At 71.2% G+C, this 15,895-nt stretch carries 13 protein-coding genes; 6 read left to right on the top strand and 7 right to left on the bottom strand.

All coding sequences use genetic code 11. From position 1 onward, the window contains the following. Window positions 1-99 precede the first annotated feature (99 nt). Complete coding sequence (locus tag BM430_RS14075; RefSeq protein ID WP_093567888.1) at window positions 100-867, top strand: glycerophosphodiester phosphodiesterase family protein; 768 nt, start codon at window positions 100-102, stop codon at window positions 865-867. Between the two features lie 4 nt (window positions 868-871). On the opposite strand, the gene BM430_RS14070 is transcribed toward BM430_RS14075, so the two are convergent. The 3 genes from BM430_RS14070 to BM430_RS14060 all read right to left on the bottom strand — a co-directional run bounded on the left by BM430_RS14070 (window position 872) and on the right by BM430_RS14060 (window position 2,676). Then, window positions 872-1,114 carry a hypothetical protein gene (locus BM430_RS14070; RefSeq protein WP_093567887.1) on the bottom strand — a complete coding sequence of 81 codons (243 nt, stop codon included), beginning with the start codon at window positions 1,112-1,114 and terminating at the stop codon, window positions 872-874. Window positions 1,115-1,418: 304 nt separating this feature from the next. Beyond that, the gene (locus BM430_RS14065) at window positions 1,419-1,649 is read right to left on the bottom strand and encodes a hypothetical protein (protein ID WP_093567886.1); all 231 of its coding nucleotides are present in this window, start codon (window positions 1,647-1,649) and stop codon (window positions 1,419-1,421) included. 139 nt (window positions 1,650-1,788) lie between these two features. Beyond that, window positions 1,789-2,676, bottom strand: coding sequence for an MBL fold metallo-hydrolase (locus tag BM430_RS14060; protein WP_093567885.1), 888 nt, complete (start codon window positions 2,674-2,676; stop codon window positions 1,789-1,791). A gap of 240 nt (window positions 2,677-2,916) precedes the next feature. Here BM430_RS14060 and BM430_RS35035 point away from each other — a divergent pair, with 240 nt between their 5' ends. After that, window positions 2,917-5,889, top strand: coding sequence for an autotransporter serine protease (locus tag BM430_RS35035; RefSeq protein WP_093567884.1), 2,973 nt, complete (start codon window positions 2,917-2,919; stop codon window positions 5,887-5,889). Continuing rightward, window positions 5,886-6,089, top strand: a complete 204-nt coding sequence (locus tag BM430_RS14050; RefSeq protein WP_093567883.1) for an autotransporter outer membrane beta-barrel domain-containing protein — start codon at window positions 5,886-5,888, stop codon at window positions 6,087-6,089. Before BM430_RS35035 ends, BM430_RS14050 begins: the two co-directional genes overlap by 4 nt. Before the next feature lie 392 nt (window positions 6,090-6,481). On the opposite strand, the gene BM430_RS14045 is transcribed toward BM430_RS14050, so the two are convergent. Beyond that, window positions 6,482-8,503 (bottom strand): protein meaA, encoded by a 2,022-nt coding sequence (locus BM430_RS14045; RefSeq protein WP_093567882.1) that lies wholly within the window; start codon window positions 8,501-8,503, stop codon window positions 6,482-6,484. A gap of 201 nt (window positions 8,504-8,704) precedes the next feature. Between BM430_RS14045 and ccrA the strand changes: the two genes are divergently transcribed. From ccrA to BM430_RS14030, 3 genes are all read left to right on the top strand, one after another. Further along, on the top strand, window positions 8,705-10,000 hold the full coding sequence (gene ccrA, locus BM430_RS14040; protein WP_093567881.1) for a crotonyl-CoA carboxylase/reductase: 1,296 nt from the start codon (window positions 8,705-8,707) through the stop codon (window positions 9,998-10,000). Between the two features lie 159 nt (window positions 10,001-10,159). Continuing rightward, window positions 10,160-10,762: a 3-isopropylmalate dehydratase small subunit gene (gene leuD / locus BM430_RS14035; RefSeq protein ID WP_093567880.1), complete on the top strand. Its 603-nt coding sequence runs from the start codon at window positions 10,160-10,162 to the stop codon at window positions 10,760-10,762. A 175-nt stretch (window positions 10,763-10,937) separates the two neighbouring features. Next, a complete protein-coding gene (locus BM430_RS14030) occupies window positions 10,938-12,134 on the top strand; it encodes a lytic murein transglycosylase (RefSeq protein ID WP_093567879.1) in 1,197 nt (398 codons plus the stop codon). Window positions 12,135-12,283: 149 nt separating this feature from the next. On the opposite strand, the gene BM430_RS14025 is transcribed toward BM430_RS14030, so the two are convergent. The 3 genes from BM430_RS14025 to lnt all read right to left on the bottom strand — a co-directional run bounded on the left by BM430_RS14025 (window position 12,284) and on the right by lnt (window position 15,750). Further along, window positions 12,284-13,504, bottom strand: coding sequence for an MFS transporter (locus tag BM430_RS14025; protein ID WP_244539493.1), 1,221 nt, complete (start codon window positions 13,502-13,504; stop codon window positions 12,284-12,286). 126 nt (window positions 13,505-13,630) lie between these two features. Next, on the bottom strand, window positions 13,631-14,053 hold the full coding sequence (locus BM430_RS14020) for a helix-turn-helix domain-containing protein (RefSeq protein ID WP_093567877.1): 423 nt from the start codon (window positions 14,051-14,053) through the stop codon (window positions 13,631-13,633). Then, entirely contained in the window at window positions 14,050-15,750 is a 1,701-nt protein-coding gene (gene lnt / locus BM430_RS14015; RefSeq protein ID WP_093567876.1) for an apolipoprotein N-acyltransferase, read from the bottom strand. Before lnt ends, BM430_RS14020 begins: the two co-directional genes overlap by 4 nt. Window positions 15,751-15,895 lie beyond the last annotated feature (145 nt).

Raw genomic sequence — 15,895 nt, 5'->3', positions numbered from 1 at the left:
CTCTGGAGGCCTCCTTCGAGGCTGCTGCACGCAGCAGCACCTCAGGATGAGGGTGCGGGTGGGATCGAACGCCCATACCCATCAGACAGGCTGCGACCGATGACAGACCGCCTCGCCCCCGACTGGCTGACCGCCCGCCCGATCGCCCATCGCGGCCTGCACGACCGCAACGCCGGCATTCCCGAGAACACGATCGCGGCGGCCGAGGCTGCGATCACCGGCGGCTACGCGATCGAATGCGACGTGCAGCTCAGCCGTGACGGCGAGGCGATGGTCTTTCACGATGCCGGTCTCGGCCGGCTCACCGGGGCCGAGGGCCTCGTTCGCGAGCGCGACGCCGCCGATCTCAGGGAACTGACGGTGCTCGGCAGCGTCGAGCGCGTGCCCACCCTAGCGGAGTTCCTGAAGAAAATCGCCGGCCGCACGCCGCTCGTCGTCGAGGTGAAGACCCGGTTCGACGGCGACCTGGCGCTCGCCCGGCGCACCGCGGAGATCGTCGCAGCGCATGTTGCCGCCGATGGCGGCCCGGTGGCGCTGAAGTCGTTCGATCCCGCCATCGTCGGGGCGCTCGCCGATCTCGCGCCCGGCATCCCGCGCGGCATCGTGGCGGAGAGCCGGCACGACGACCCGGCCTACGCCTCCCTGACCGAGGCGCAGCGGCACGGGCTGGCGCACCTGCTGCACTTTTCCGAGAGCCGGCCGGACTTCCTGTCCTGGCGCGTCGACGACCTGCCGAACGCCGCGACCCATCTCTGCCGCCTGCTCGGCCGCATGCCGGTGATGACCTGGACCGTGCGCAACGAGGCGCAGGTGCGGCTCGCGCGGGCGCATGCCGACCAGATGGTGTTCGAGGGCTTCCGGGCCTGACGGCTCAGGGCCGCGCCGGATCCTGGAACCAGGCGTAGCGGGGCATCATCCCGGCGAGCGGAGCGGACGGCAGGTCCGTGCTGAGCGCGTCCGCCACGGCGTCGGCCTCGTCCATGGCGAGGCCGACCTGCAGCACCTCGTCGATCACCGCGATGGCGCCGGAGCGGACGTCGTAGACCGTCCAGCCGGCACGGTCGCGGCGGATGTCGTAGCGGACGACGTCGTGATGGATGGTCTGGATCGACATGGCGGACGTCCCGGCTGGTGGTGAAGCTTTAGGGTCGGTGAGGGCGTGCTCGATGTGCCGGCGCGCACGCTGCGCGGTGGGTCGTGTGGGGAGAGGATGTCGAGGTGAAGCGCGACGCTTGACCCCTCCCCCCTCTGCGGGGGAGGGTGCCCCACGGAGTGGGGCGGGAGAGGGGAACCCGCTTCCGGAGATGTCGCGACGATTCTGACGGGCGCCCCCTGGATCAGCGTCGCGCCGCCCCTCTCCCGGCCCGCTCCGCGGGCCACCCTCCCCCGCAGAGGGGGGAGGGTTCAGGTGGGCGCCCTCACGGCCAGCTCGCCTCCCCGCCCGGCCCCGCCCGCACGTAGCCGCGGGAGATCAGCCGGTCCCTCTGGCGCGTCCGCCGCTCCGCCTCGCCGAGATCCGCGAGCGCGTCGGCGATCGCCCGGCGCAGAGCGAGGCCCGCATCGCCCCCGGCGGCGGTGAGATAGGCGACGGCGATCGTCTCGACGCCGGGCGCCCGCCCATCCCGTCGTTCCGCCGGCTCGTGATTCATGGGTCTGGCTCGCCGCTGCACGAAGCCGGCGCCGCCGACTCACGTTAGAACATAACGTGAACAAGCCACGGCGAGGCCGTCCTGGTCAAGCTGCGTTCGCGCCTGACTCGGGCGATGTGAATAACGGGGAGAGCGACGCTCAGGGGGTCCGCGTCGCCTCTGGGTCGCCGGCGCGTACCGGCGCCTCGACGTAGCGCCCCGTCTCCGGCACCGCCACCGCCGCGAAGTCGCGGGCGAGGTCGTGCAGGGCCTGGCGCAGGCCCGGGCCGTGCAGGGGCCGGCCGTGGCCGGTGAGCGCCAGCTCGGGCTCGAGCTGCGCCAGCGCCGCGACCGAGCGCCCGGCGGCGTCCCAGTCGGTGGTGAGGTAGCGCGGCGGGCCGTGCATCTCGGGCGCCTGGGTAGCGACGGCGTAGACCGATTCCTGCGCCGTCGTGACGAAGGCGTCGCCAGCGATCAGCGTCCGGTCGGCGGCGCGCCAGAGCGAGACGTGGCCGGGGGCATGACCCGGGGTGTGGATCCAGCGCCAGCCCGGCAGCGGCGGCACGCCGCCATCCTCCGGCAGCAGGCGCAGGCGGGCGCCGACATCGACCGGCTTCGTCGGGAACAGCGGCGAGAGCCGGGCGACGAGACCGCCGCCGACGCTCGGATCCGGGGCCGGATAGGCGGCGCAGCCGTCGAGATAGGGGCGCTCCAGGGGATGGGCCCAGACCGGGACGTCCCAGGCCTCGGCGAGATCCTCCAGCACCCCGACATGGTCGAAATGGCCGTGGGTGAGGACGATCGCCGCCGGCCGGGCCCCCGCACCGAACCGCGCCGCCGCGGCCGCTTCGATGGCGCCGCGCGAGCCCATGATCCCGGCATCGACCAGCACCCAGCCGCGGTCGCCGGCGCCGGGCGCGCCGAGATACGCGACGTTGACGAGGACGTGGCGCTGGTAGGCGAGGTCCGGGCGCAGGCCGTGGGTGCCGTCCGGGCCGGCGGGCTCGTCGGAGACCGAATCGGGGCCGATCGGGATCTGCTGGGTCATGCCGGCACCTCGCGTCGGGACTGCCCGGCTCAATGCCCCCAAGGAGTATCGGTTCCCGCCGGCGGCTCCGGGGCGTGCCGGTTCCGTGACGTTTCTGCCACGGCGCGCGGGAAATACACGATTGCGAAACATCCGCGGCCCCAATCGGGCTTTTTCGCGGCTAGCATTGTTGTCGGCGCCCAGGCGCGTCGTCCCCGAAGAAGAAGTCTGAAAAGACCGCGGCCAAATCGAGGCAACGTGATGCAAGTCCAGACAATGTCGAGACGCAAGGTGATGGCCGCGCGCGGCCTGATCTCGCTCCTCTGCTCGACGATCTCTTACGCAGCTTTGGCACAGTCGACCGGCTATCAGGATCCGGGGCGCGCCGGCGACGCCGCGAGCTGGCGGACGCCGGAATATCTCGCCGACTGGGGCCTGACCTCGATGCGGGCCGACCAGGCCTATGCCCGTGGCGTCACCGGCCGCGGCGTCGTGGTCGGCTCGGTCGATTCCGGCTTCCTCGCCACCCATCCGGAATTTGCCGGGCAGGTGACGCCGCTGACCGTCCAGGGCACCTACCTGGCGAACGGCTACCGCTACGAGACCGCCGCGGGCGTGCGCAGCGACCTGTTCTCGGCCGGTACCCCGTTCTCGGTGCCGGGCACCTGGATCCGCGGCACCAACGACGACCACGGCACCCATGTCGACGGCACCATCGTGGCGCGCCGCGACGGCACCGGGATGCACGGCGTCGCCTTCGGGGCAACCCTGCTCGCCACCAACACCAACGCCACCGATTCGTCGATCTACGGCGCCAACCAGGACTACACCTACTTCAAGGCCGCCTACGGCAACCTGGCGGCCTCCGGCGCGCGGGCGATCAACTCGTCCTGGGGCAGCCCGCCGCCCTCCGAGAATTACAACACCGTCGCCGGGGTCGCCGCCGGCTACGCCAAGTTCCAGGGCCGGCCCGACTGGCTCGACGCGGTGGCCGAGACCACCCGGCAATACGGTACGATCATGGTCTTCGCCGCCGGCAATGCCGGGGTGAACAACCCGACGGTGCGGGCCGCCCTGCCCTATTTCGAGCCCGACCTCGAATCGCGCTGGATCGCCGCCTCGGGCCTGACCATCGACGACGGCACGGCATTCAACCGCTGCGGGCTGGCCAAGTACTGGTGCGTCGCCGCGCCCGGCCGCAATATCTTCAGCACCGTCACCTCGACCACGGGCGTGGCCGGCTACGGAACTAAGAGCGGCACCTCGATGTCGGCGCCGCACGTCACCGGCGCGCTAGCGCTGGTGATGGAGCGCTTCCCCTACATGACCAACGAGCAGGCGCGCGACGTGCTGCTCACCACCGCGACCCATCTCGGCAGCGGTCCGGCCGACCGGCCGAACGATACCTTCGGCTGGGGCAAGATCGACCTTGGCCGGGCGATGAACGGCCCGGGCCAGTTCCTCGGCCGCTTCACCGCCGCCCTGCCCGGCGGCACGGTCGACACCTGGTCGAACGACATCTCGGATGCAGCCCTCCGCCAGCGGCAGGTGGAGGACTCCGCCGAGCACGCGACCTGGCTGCAGGACAAGGCCGCCCGCGGCTGGGGCAACGGCCTGCCGGCCGGCGCGACGTCCGATCAGCAGATCGAGTACACCTACCGCGAGGCCCGCGACCAGGCCTTCCTCACCCGCATCTACCAGGGCGGGCTGACCAAGGCCGGGAACGGCGCGCTGATCCTCACCGGCGCCAACACCTATACGGGCGCGACGGAGGTCAATGGCGGGCTCCTCGCCGTCAACGGCTCGATCACCTCGGTCGCCACCGTCAATGCCGGCGGCACGCTGGGCGGCACCGGCACCCTCGGCGGGCTCGCCGTCCGCGCCGGCGGCACGGCGGCGCCAGGCAACAGCATCGGCACCCTGAACGTCGCCGGCACTATCAGCTTTGCCCAAGGCTCGCTCTACGCCGTCGAGGTGGCGCCGGGCGTGAGCGACCGCATCAGCGCCATCGGCGCGGCGCGGATCGACGGCGGCACCGTGACGGTCGCGGCCGAGGGGACCGGCACCCCCTTGAGCCCGGGCGCCTTGCGCGGGCTGCTCGGCCAGCGCACCACGATCCTGTCGGCGGCCCAGGGCGTCACCGGCCGGTTCGACGCCGTGACGCCGGGCTACACCTTCATCGGGGCGAGCCTCGACTACGACCCGAACAGCATCGGCCTGACCCTCGGGCGCAACGCCACGACCTTCGCGTCGATCGGCGCCACGCGCAACCAGGCGGCGACGGGCGGGGCGATCGAGCGCCTAGGCCTCGGGAACCCGCTCACCGAGACCGTGCTGGTCAACACCGATGCGGGGGCGGCCCGCAGCGCCTTCGCGGCCCTGTCGGGCGAGGTCCATGCCAGCGCGGTGACGGCGCAGTTCGAGACCGCGTTCTTCGTCCGCGAAGCGATCCTCGACCGGCTGCGCCGGGGCGATCCCGGCGACGCTCCCCTGTTCCCGGGCCTCTCGAGTCCGAGCCTGCCGGCGGCCTATTCCGCCGACCTGCCGGGCCGGGTCGCGCCGCCGGTCCAGGTGCCGGCGCAACTGGTCGAGCCGCGCCCCTACGCAGTCTGGGGCCAGGGCTTCGGCGCCTTCGGCCGCAGCCGCAGCGACGGCAACGCCGCCTCTCTGTCGCGGCAGATCAGCGGCTTCGTGCTCGGGGCCGACACCCGGCTCGATCTCGGTGGATTGCCGGGCGGCTGGCGCGTCGGCGTCGCCGGCGGCTACACCAATACCAGCCTCGACATCACCGGCCGCGCCGCCTCCGGCGTGATCGAGAGCGGCTTCGGCGGCCTCTATGCCGGCACGACCCTCGGGCCTGTGGCTCTCCGCTTCGGCGGCGTGGCCGGCGGCAACAGCCTGTCGCTCCGGCGCAGCATCCTGGCGCCGGGCTTCGCTCAGGGCCTGAGCGCCCGCTACGGCGGCCTCACCGCGCAGGTCTTCGGCGAGGTCGGCTATCGGGTCGCCTTCGGGGCGGCCGTGATCGAGCCCTTCGTCGGCGCGGCCGCGATCCGCATCGGCCAGGACGCCTTCGCCGAGCGCGGCGGCCCGGCGGCCCTCTCCGGCCTCGGCCGCGACAACGATCTGGCCGCGACCACGGTGGGGGTGCGCGGCTCGACCCGGCTCTCGGCCGACCTGCCCGTGACCCTCACCGGCCTCGTCGGCTGGCGCCGGGCCTATGGCGACGTGGTGTGAAGGCCCTCCTCGCCTTCGGGGCCGGCCAGACCGGCTTCCTGGTCGCCGGCGTGCCGATCAACCGCGACGCGGTGGTGGCGCAGGCCGGCATCGATTGGGCCTTCTCCCCGGCGGCATCCCTCGGCGTGTCCTATACCGGTCAGGCCGGCGAGCGGGCGCAGGACCATGCGGTGAAGGGCAACTTCACGTACCGGTTCTGATGCGGTGACGAAAGGAAAGGCCCGCCGCTTCGTGCATGAAGCGGCGGGCTTTCTCGTTGAATCGCGGTCTTGTTTTCCCGACAGTATTTGTACCCGCCGAGTCATTCCGGGGCCGCGCAGCGGAGCCCGGAATCCAGAACCGCGGATGGTTCAGGATCGAGCGGAGAGCGTTCCGCTCCGCCCTGCATCACCTGAGTGTCTGGATTCCGGGCTCCGCTGCGCGGCCCCGGAATGACCCTGTGGGTGTGAAAACCGTAGCAGCCAGTCGAGCGAACTCTCGGCAGACTGTCTTTGAAGCCACTGCCGGGATCATCACGCAGCGATCACGATCACCCGCACCGGTCCGACGCAAGTGCCCCGGGGGAGTCGCCCGCCTCCCCCGGAACGCCCCCTCAGAACACCTCTTCCCGCCGCGGCGCCGCCGCCTCCTCCGCCTCGCGCCGGGCGATCGAGCGCTCGACCACCTTGGCGAGGCCGACCATGATCGTGTCGAGGGCGTAGTCCTTCGGGGTGTAGATCGCCGCGACGCCCATGTTCTTCAGCACCAGCTCGTCCTCGGACGAGATGATGCCGCCGACGACGACCGGGATGTGGTCGAGGCCTTCCTGGCGCAAGCGGGCCCGGACCTCGCGCACCAGCGGCACGTGCGATCCCGACAGGATCGACAGGCCGATGATGTGGGCGTTGCGCTCGCGCGCCTTGGCGACGATCTCGGCCGGGGTCTGGCGGATGCCGTCATAGGTCACGTCGAAGCCGACGTCGCGGGCGCGGAGCGCGATCTGCTCGGCGCCGTTCGAGTGGCCGTCGAGGCCGGGCTTGCCGACGACGAGCTTCGGCGCTTCCCCTAAGCGCTCCCCGAGGTCGGCGATGAGCAGGCGCGCCTCCTCGGCCGCCCCCGAGGTCACGGTCTCCGGCGTCACGCCGGTCGGCGCGCGGTACTCGCCGAAGACCTGGCGCAGGCGCTCGCCCCACTCGCCGGTGGTGACCCCGGCCTTGGCGCAGGCGATCGAGGCCGGCATCACGTTGCGGCCCTCCCGGGCCGCGGCCTCGAGCTCGTCGAGGGCCGCCGCGACGGCCGCCGAATCACGCTGCGCGCGCCAGGCCTTGATGCGGGTCTGCGCCTCCATCTCGACCGTCTCGGAGACGGTGAAGATCGCCCCGTCGCCGGCAGTCAGCGGCGAGGGCTCGCCGTTCTGGAACTTGTTGACGCCGACCACGACCTGCTCGCCGCGCTCGATCGCCGCGATGCGCTTGGCGTTCGACTCGACCAGCGCCCGCTTCATCAGGCCGGTCTCGATCGCCGTCACCGCGCCGCCGAGCCCGCCGATCCGGGCCAGCTCCGCCCGGGTCTCGGCCTTCAGCGCCTCGACCTTGGCGTCGATGGCGGTCGAGCCGTCGAAGATGTCGTCGTATTCGAGCAGGTCGGTCTCGAAGGCGAGGATCTGCTGCATCCGCATCGACCATTGCTGGTCCCACGGGCGCGGCAGGCCGAGCGCCTCGTTCCAGGCCGGCAGCTGCACCGCGCGGGCCCGCGCCCGCTTCGACAGGGTGACGGCCAGCATCTCGATCAGGATGCGGTGGACGTTGTTCTCCGGCTGCTGCTCGGTGAGCCCCAAGGAATTCACCTGGACGCCGTAGCGGAAGATGCGCTTCCTTGGATCGTCGATGCCGTAGCGGTCGCGGGTGATCTCGTCCCAGAGATCGCAGAACGCCCGCATCTTGCAGATCTCGGTGACGAAGCGCATCCCCGCATTCACGAAGAACGAGATGCGCCCGACCACGTCGGCGAAGCTCGCCTCGTCGAAGGCGGGGTCGTCCCGCACCGTGTCGAGCACCGCGATGGCGACCGCGAGCGCGTAGGACAGTTCCTGGACCGGCGTCGCCCCGGCCTCCTGCAGGTGGTAGGAGCAGACGTTCATCGGGTTCCATTTCGGAACCTGGCTCGTCGTGAACAGGATCACGTCCTTGGTGAGCCGCAGCGACGGCCCCGGCGGGAAGACGTAGGTGCCCCGCGACAGGTATTCCTTGATGATGTCGTTCTGCGTCGTGCCTTGCAGCGCCGAGAACGGCGCGCCCTGCTCTTCCGCCACTGCGAGATACAAGGCCAGCAGCCAGGGCGCCGTGGCGTTGATCGTCATCGAGGTGTTCATCTGGGCGAGCGGGATGTCCTGGAACAGGGTCCGCATGTCGCCGAGATGGGCGATCGAGACGCCGACCTTGCCGACCTCGCCGCGGGCGAGCTCGTGGTCGGGGTCGTAGCCGGTCTGGGTCGGCAGGTCGAAGGCGACCGAGAGGCCGGTCTGCCCCTTGGCGAGGTTGCCGCGGTAGAGCGCGTTCGATTCCGCCGCCGTCGAGTGGCCCGCATAGGTGCGGATGATCCACGGCTTGTCCCGCTTGACGTCCGGTTCGCCCATTTGCGCCCTCGCCCTTCCTTGTCCGGCTGCCCGCGGGGCCGGAGGCCCGCTGCGGCGCGGGATGGTAACCGCACCCGGCTTAACCGTCATCCTTGACGTAAAGCCCACAAGTAGGCCACGCCGCCAAAAGGGCTATTGAGGCCCCCTGGAACGACGCTAGAATCCACGGTGCAGTGCATCATTTCAAGGGAGGGGTCCGCGATGGCAGCGAGCGCCGCGGTGGAACCGGTTGCTAAGGGTGGACCGGAGCGGAAGGACCTGTACGAGATTGGCGAGATCCCGCCGCTCGGCCACGTCCCGTCGAAGATGTACGCCTGGGCGATCCGGCGTGAACGGCACGGGCCGCCGGAAGACTCGATGCAGATCGAGGTCCTGCCGACCTGGTCGATCGGCGACGACGAGGTGCTCGTCCTCGTGATGGCCGCCGGCGTCAACTACAACGGCGTCTGGGCGGGCTTGGGCGAGCCGATCTCGCCGTTCGACGTCCACAAGGCCGATTTCCACGTCGCCGGGTCGGATGCCTCGGGCATCGTCTGGGCGGTCGGCGCCAAGGTGAGGCGCTGGAAGGTCGGCGACGAGGTCATCGTCCACTGCAACCAGGACGACGGCGACGACGAGGAGTGTAACGGCGGCGACCCGATGTTCTCGCCGACCCAGCGCATCTGGGGTTACGAGACCCCGGACGGCTCCTTCGGCCAGTTCTGCCGGGTGCAGTCGCGCCAGCTGATGCACCGGCCCAAGCACCTGACCTGGGAGGAGAGCGCCTGCTACACGCTCACCCTCGCCACCGCCTACCGGATGCTGTTCGGCCACGCGCCGCACACGATCAAGCCGGGCCAGAACGTGCTGATCTGGGGCGCCTCGGGCGGCCTCGGCGTGTTCGGCGTGCAGCTCTGCGCCGCCGCCGGCGCCAACGCCATCGCGGTGATCTCCGACGAGTCGAAGCGCGACTACGTCATGAGCCTGGGCGCCAAGGGCGTCATCAACCGCAAGGACTTCAACTGCTGGGGCCAGCTGCCCAAGGTCAACTCGCCCGAGTTCAACGAGTGGACCAAGGAAGCCCGCAAGTTCGGCAAGGCGATCTGGGACATCACCGGCAAGGGCAACGACGTCGACATCGTGTTCGAGCACCCGGGCGAAGCGACCTTCCCGGTCTCGGCCCTGGTGGTGAAGCGCGGCGGCATGGTGGTGTTCTGCGCCGGCACGACCGGCTTCAACATCACCTTCGACGCCCGCTACGTCTGGATGCGCCAGAAGCGCATCCAGGGCTCGCACTTCGCCCACCTGAAGCAGGCGGCCGCCGCCAACCAGTTCGTCATCGACCGCCGGGTCGATCCCTGCATGAGCGAGCTCTTCCCCTGGGACAAGATCCCGGAGGCCCACACCAAGATGTGGAAGAACCAGCACGCGCCGGGCAACATGGCGGTGCTGGTGAACTCGCCGCGTCCGGGCCTGCGGACCTTCGACGACGTGCTGGAGCTGTCGGGGTCGCGGTAGCGACCCGCTCGCGATGACGCGATCCGCGTGGCAGTGATGCGGCTCGCGCTTCCCGCCGCACCGGCGACTTGCTAGAACACCTCCGAACTGACGCCGCGCGGGGATTTTCCCCGCGCGGCGCGCCTCTTCGGACGAAACGACGCTCGGACGACACGAATCATGGAAAAGTTCACCGTGCTGGAGGGCGTCGCGGCGCCGCTGCCGATCGTCAACGTCGACACCGACCGCATCATCCCCAAGCAGTACCTCAAGACGATCAAGCGCACGGGCCTCGGCAAGGGCCTGTTCTCCGAGATGCGCTACCGCGACGACGGCTCGGAGAATCCCGACTTCGTGCTCAACCAGCCGGCCTATCGCAACGCCAAGATCCTGGTGGCGGGCGACAATTTCGGCTGCGGCTCCTCGCGCGAGCACGCCCCGTGGGCTTTGGCCGATTTCGGCATCCGCTGCATCATCTCGACCAGCTTCGCCGACATCTTCTTCAACAACAGCGCCAAGAACGGCATCCTGCTGATCACGGTGAGCCCTGAGGACCTGGAAAAGCTCATCGACGACGCCAATCGCGGCGCCAACGCGACGCTGACGATCGACCTCGAGAACCAGCTCATCAAGGGGCCGGACGGCGGCACCCTGCATTTCGACATCGATCCAGGCCGCAAGCACAACCTCATCAACGGCCTCGACGACATCGGCCTGACCCTCGAGAAGGCGCCGGTGATCGATGCCTACGAGCAGAAGCTCGCCGAGCGGCCCTGGGCGTAACGTCAAGGCACCGTCAGGGAGCGTACGGCTACGCTCGACCGGTAATCCCGCAAGGTCGGAGGGCGGTTCGCCGCGGCCAAACCCCTCCGATCGCCGATCCCGTCAGGTTTTCCTTAACCCTGATGCCGCCCTATTCCGGTGCTTGGATCGGCGAAACGGGAGAGACTTCTTGCTCATGACGCGGCGCGCGACCCTCAAGGCCGCCACCCTGCTCTGCCTCGCCGGGATCGGCCTGCCGCAGGCGGCTTTGGCGGATTTCCGCTCCTGCCTCGCCGGGATCGGCCAGGATGCGGCGGCGGCCGGCGTCTCGCCGGCGGCGTTCCAGGCGGCGACGGCCGGCATCACCTTCGACGACAAGGTGATCGAGCTGTCCCAGGCCCAGCCCGAGTTCAAGACCCCGATCTGGGACTACATGGCCGCCCTCGTCGACGACGAGCGCGTCGATGACGGCCGCGCCGCCATGCGCCAGCACGCGAGCGCCCTCGCCCTGGCCGAGTCGCGCTACGGCGTCGACCGCTACACCATCGCGGCGGTATGGGGCGTCGAATCGAATTTCGGCAAGAATCTCGGCAAAATGCCGCTGGTCCAGTCGCTCGCGACGCTGGCCTGCGGCGGCACCCGCCGGCGCGAGTTCTTCCGCAGCGAACTCATCGCCACCCTGAAGATCATCGCCAAGGGCGACATCGCACCCGAGCGTCTGACCGGCTCCTGGGCCGGCGCCTTCGGTCAGACCCAGTTCATGCCGACCACCTATCACCGCCTCGCCGTCGACCTCGACGGCGACGGGCGGCGCGACGTGGTCGATTCGGTGCCGGACGCGGTCGGCTCCACCGCCAACTTCCTGCGCGTCGCCAAGTGGCACAACGGCCAGCCCTGGGGCTACGAGGTGCGGCTGCCCTCCGGCTTCAACGTCTCGGCCGCGGGGCGCAAGAACAAGAAGCCGGTGGCGCATTGGGCCTCCCTCGGCGTCACCCGGCTCGACGGGCGGCCGCTCTCGGCCGAGGGGCCGGTCGGCATCCTGGCACCGGCTGGCGCCAACGGCCCGGCCTTCCTGGTGACCAGGAACTTCGACGCGATCTACTCCTACAACGCCGCCGAATCCTACGGCCTCGCCATCGCGGTCCTGTCCGACCGCCTGCGCGGCAAGGCCGGCGTCCAGACCGCCTGGCCGACCGACGACCCGCCCCTGTCGCGCGCCGAGCGCCGCAGCCTCCAGAGCGCGCTGGCCGCCCGCGGCTACGACGTCGGCGAGCCCGACGGCCGGGTCGGCGCCAAGACCCGCGAGGCGATCAAGGACATCGAGCGCCGCCTCGGCATGCCGCAGACCGGACGCCCCGGGGCGAAGGTGCTCGAAGCGCTGGTGCGCAACTGACAGGACGGTCCAGTCTCCCGTCTTCGAGCATCAGCGCACGGAAAGGTGGAGACTGGTTCTCTCGTGTCTCCCACTCACGGCCCCCAGGATGAGGTCGTGAGTGGGACGAGCGAAGCGGAAGCGTCTCCACAACGCTTCCGGATCGCCGCTCAGATCCGCACCGTCCGGTCCCGCGCGGCGAGCAGCCCAAAACTTCCCGCCGAGACGCACAGGATCGCGTAGAGCGCCGCCGGCAGGCCCCAGCCGCCGCTGAGATCGTGCACGATGCCGACCAGGAACGGCCCGAGGGCCGCGAAGCAGTAGCCGACGCCCTGCGCCATGGCGGAGAGTTCGGCCGCGGCGCGGGGATCGCCGGCCCGCAGCACGATCAGCGTGAGCGCAAGGCCGAAGCAGCCGCCGAGGCCGAGGCCCAGCAGCAGCGCGAAGCCCCAGGCCAGGGCCAGCGGCCCGAGCAGGAGTCCGGTGAAGCCGACGAGCGGCAGGCTGATCACCAGCACCACCCAGGGGCGCTGGTCGGGCCGGCGCGCGGCGAGCGTCGGCACGACGAGGGCGAGCAACCCTTGCGCCAGCGCCGAGACCGAGGCGACGAGGCCGGCGGTCACGAGGTCGAAGCCCCGGTCGACCAGGGCGGCGGGCAGCCAGCCGAACACGATGTAGGCGAGCGACGATTGCAGGCCCATGAAGGCGGTGACCTGCCAGGCCAGCGGGTCGCGCCAGAGCCGGCCGCTCGGCCGTGCGGCCGAGGCGGAGGGAAGCGGCCGGCCGCGCACGAAGGGCAGCCAGGCGGCCGCCGCCACCAGGGCGGGGGCCGCCCAGAGCATCAGGGCCCCGTCCCAGCCGAGGTCGAGGGCGCGCCGCGCCGGCACGGTGAAGCCGGCCCCGGCGGCGGCGCCGAGGCAGAGCAGAGCCGTGTAGAGGCCGGTCATCAGCCCGGCCCGGTCGGGAAAGTCGCGCTTGACGATGCCGGGCAGGATCACCCCGACGATCCCGATCGCCGCGGCGGCGACCACCGAGCCGAGGAAGAGCAGGGGCACCCCGCCGAGGCCGCGTAAGGTCAGGCCAAGAGCCAGCACCACCAGGGCCGCCAGCACCCCGGCATCCGGCCCGATGCGCCGCACCAGCAGCGGCGCGAGCCGGCCGAACACCCCGAGGCACAGGACCGGCAGGGTCACCAGCGCGCCGGCCAGCGCGCCCGAGAGGCCGGTCTCGGCCCGGATGCCGGGCAGGAGCGGGCCGACGCTCGACAGGGCGGGCCGGAGGTTGAAGGCGACCAGCATCAACCCGAGTCCGATCAGGACCGGGGAAAAGCCGGCTCCCTCCCGCTCCGGCCGCGCGCTGTCCGCGCCGGGCTCCCGTTCGATGCTCCGCAAGGCCGTCCCCTCCCCATCGCGCATCCGCGCGAGTGCGTCGCGCTTGTGCGCGCGTTCGGCAGGGTCATATCGCGGCGGCGTCGGGGTGGGCAGCGAAACCTTTGCAACCCCGGCCCGCCGGATCCGTCACTCGGTGGCGTCCGGCGGCGCGGTGCCGGCGCCGATCGCCTCGACCAGGCTGATGATGCGCCGGCGCACCTGGTGGTCGGTGATGCGCTGGAAGGCGCGCACCAGCTGCAGGTCCTGGCTGGTCCAGAACACGTCGGTGGCGGCGAGGTCGGAGGTGGGCTCGGCCGCCCCCTCCTCTCGCCCGCCATCCGCGCGCGGCGCCCCTTCGTAGAAGAAGCTCACCGGCACGCCGAGCATGTCGGCGATCTGGCGCAGCCGGCTGGCGCTGATCCGGTTGGTCCCCTTCTCGTATTTCTGGATCTGCTGGAACGTCACGCCCAGGGCGTCGCCCAGCTTCTCCTGGCTCACGCCGACGAGAAGCCGCCTGACGCGCACGCGGTGCCCGACATGACGATCAACCGGATCGGGTGCCTTCTTCACATCGACGCTCCGCGGGGCGGGACGGGCGCGCGCCGGACGCGCGCCACCAGGGCCATCACCCCGCACCCTAAGAGCATGATGGTGAAAAAAACATCGCCGAATCGTACGTACGCTGTACTTTCCCTAAGGTTTCTCGGCAGGTTTCGGTCGAGAACGCCCTCGGTCCCGACCGACAACATGCCCGTCACCCTGCCGTAAGGATCGACCACCGCACTGATCCCGGTATTGGCGGCCCGCACCAGAGGAATCCCTTCCTCGACTGCGCGCAGGCGCGCCTGAGCGAAGTGTTGGCGCGGACCGGGCGTGTCGCCGAACCAACCGTCGTTGGTGACGTTGAGGAGCAGGCCCGGCCGCTCCCGGTGCGAGGCGACGGCGCCGGGGAAGATCGCCTCGTAGCAGATCGAGGGCGCCACCGGCGGCAGGCCCGGCACCGCGAGCGGCGGCCGCTCATGCGCCTCGCCGGCGGTGAAGCCCCCCGGCACCGCCACGAACTGCTTGAGACCGAGCGCCCGCAGCAGGCTGTCGACCGGGCCCGGCAGGTACTCGCCGAACGGCACGAGGTGGAGCTTGTCGTAGCGCCCGCCGACGAGGCCGTCCTGCCCGATCATCAGGATCGAATTGTAGAAGTGCAGGCGCTCGCCGGGCAGCGGTTCGTCGGCCCGCGCCGCGCCGGTGACGAGGAGCGTGCCGGGCGGCAGCGCGCTGCCGATCCGCCGCAACGCCTGCGGATCGCGCTGGATCAGGAACGGGAACGAGGATTCCGGCCAGATCAGGTGGGTGACGTCGGAGAGGCCCTGCCGGTCCGGCGCGGTGGCGCTGTCGCTGAGCCCTAGGTAGCGCTCGAGGATGCCCTCGCGGTTGCGCGGGTTGAAGCGGGCATCCTGCGGGATGTTGGCCTGGACGAGGCGCAGGCGCACGTCGGGCACCTCCGGCATCGGCCCGGCCGGCAGGCGCAACGCGCCGCCGAAGCCCAGGACCGCGAGGACGAGGAGCGCGCCGGCGGGCGGTCCCCACCGCCGGGCCTGTCCGTCGCCATCGGCGAGGGTGGCGGGCGCCGCGCCGCAGAGCACCGCCAGCACGGTGAGCCCGTAGAGCCCGACGACCGAGGCCGCCTGCATCAGCCAGAGGTTCTGGCCGAGCGCCATCCCGAGCGTGTTCCAGGGAAAGCCCGTGAACAGGTGGCCGCGCAGCCACTCGGCGCCGGCGACGCCGAAGGCGAGCGCGGCGATCCGGCCAGGCCCCGGCGACCACAGGAGACGGGCGACGGCAAAGCCCGCGCCGTAGAACAGCCCCAGCACGGCCGGCAGGCCGAGCACGCCGAGCGGCATCAGGTAGGCGAACTGGTCGGCCTCGACCAGGAAGGCGGCGCCGAGCCACCACAGGCCGGCGGTGAGGTAGCCGAAGCCCCAGGCCCAGCCGATCAGTCCGGCGGCGAGAGCCGTGCCGGCGCGCCGTCCGAGGCGCGAGGAGGCGGTGGCCGCCCCGTCGAGCAGCCAGACCGCCGGCACCAGGGCGATGCAGAGGGCGGGCAGGACGCCGAAGGGCGGCATCGCCAGCGCCCCGCAGGCCCCGGCGAGCCAGGCCAGGGCGAGGCGGGTCCAGCCGGCGGTGAGGGCGATGCGGTGGGCGAGCGGCGCGAAGCCGAAGGACGTTGCCGGGAGGGCGAGCGCCGCCCCGCCGGTATCGGTGTCGTGCATGACAAGCGGGCTCGTGGACGGCTCCCGAGCGGAACCGCGCGGCCCGTTCCTCTCAGGTCATTGTTTCTACATCATGGCCGCTCCGGCCCCGGCCGCCCGCCTGCGCGGTCCCGCGGCCCGCCCGGAAGGGCAAGGCCGCGAGCGA

The organism is Methylobacterium sp. 174MFSha1.1, assembly GCF_900116815.1.
GTDB lineage: Bacteria > Pseudomonadota > Alphaproteobacteria > Rhizobiales > Beijerinckiaceae > Methylobacterium.
Note: the sequence above shows the minus strand (reverse complement) of the source record. Positions and strands in the feature narration are given on the sequence as shown.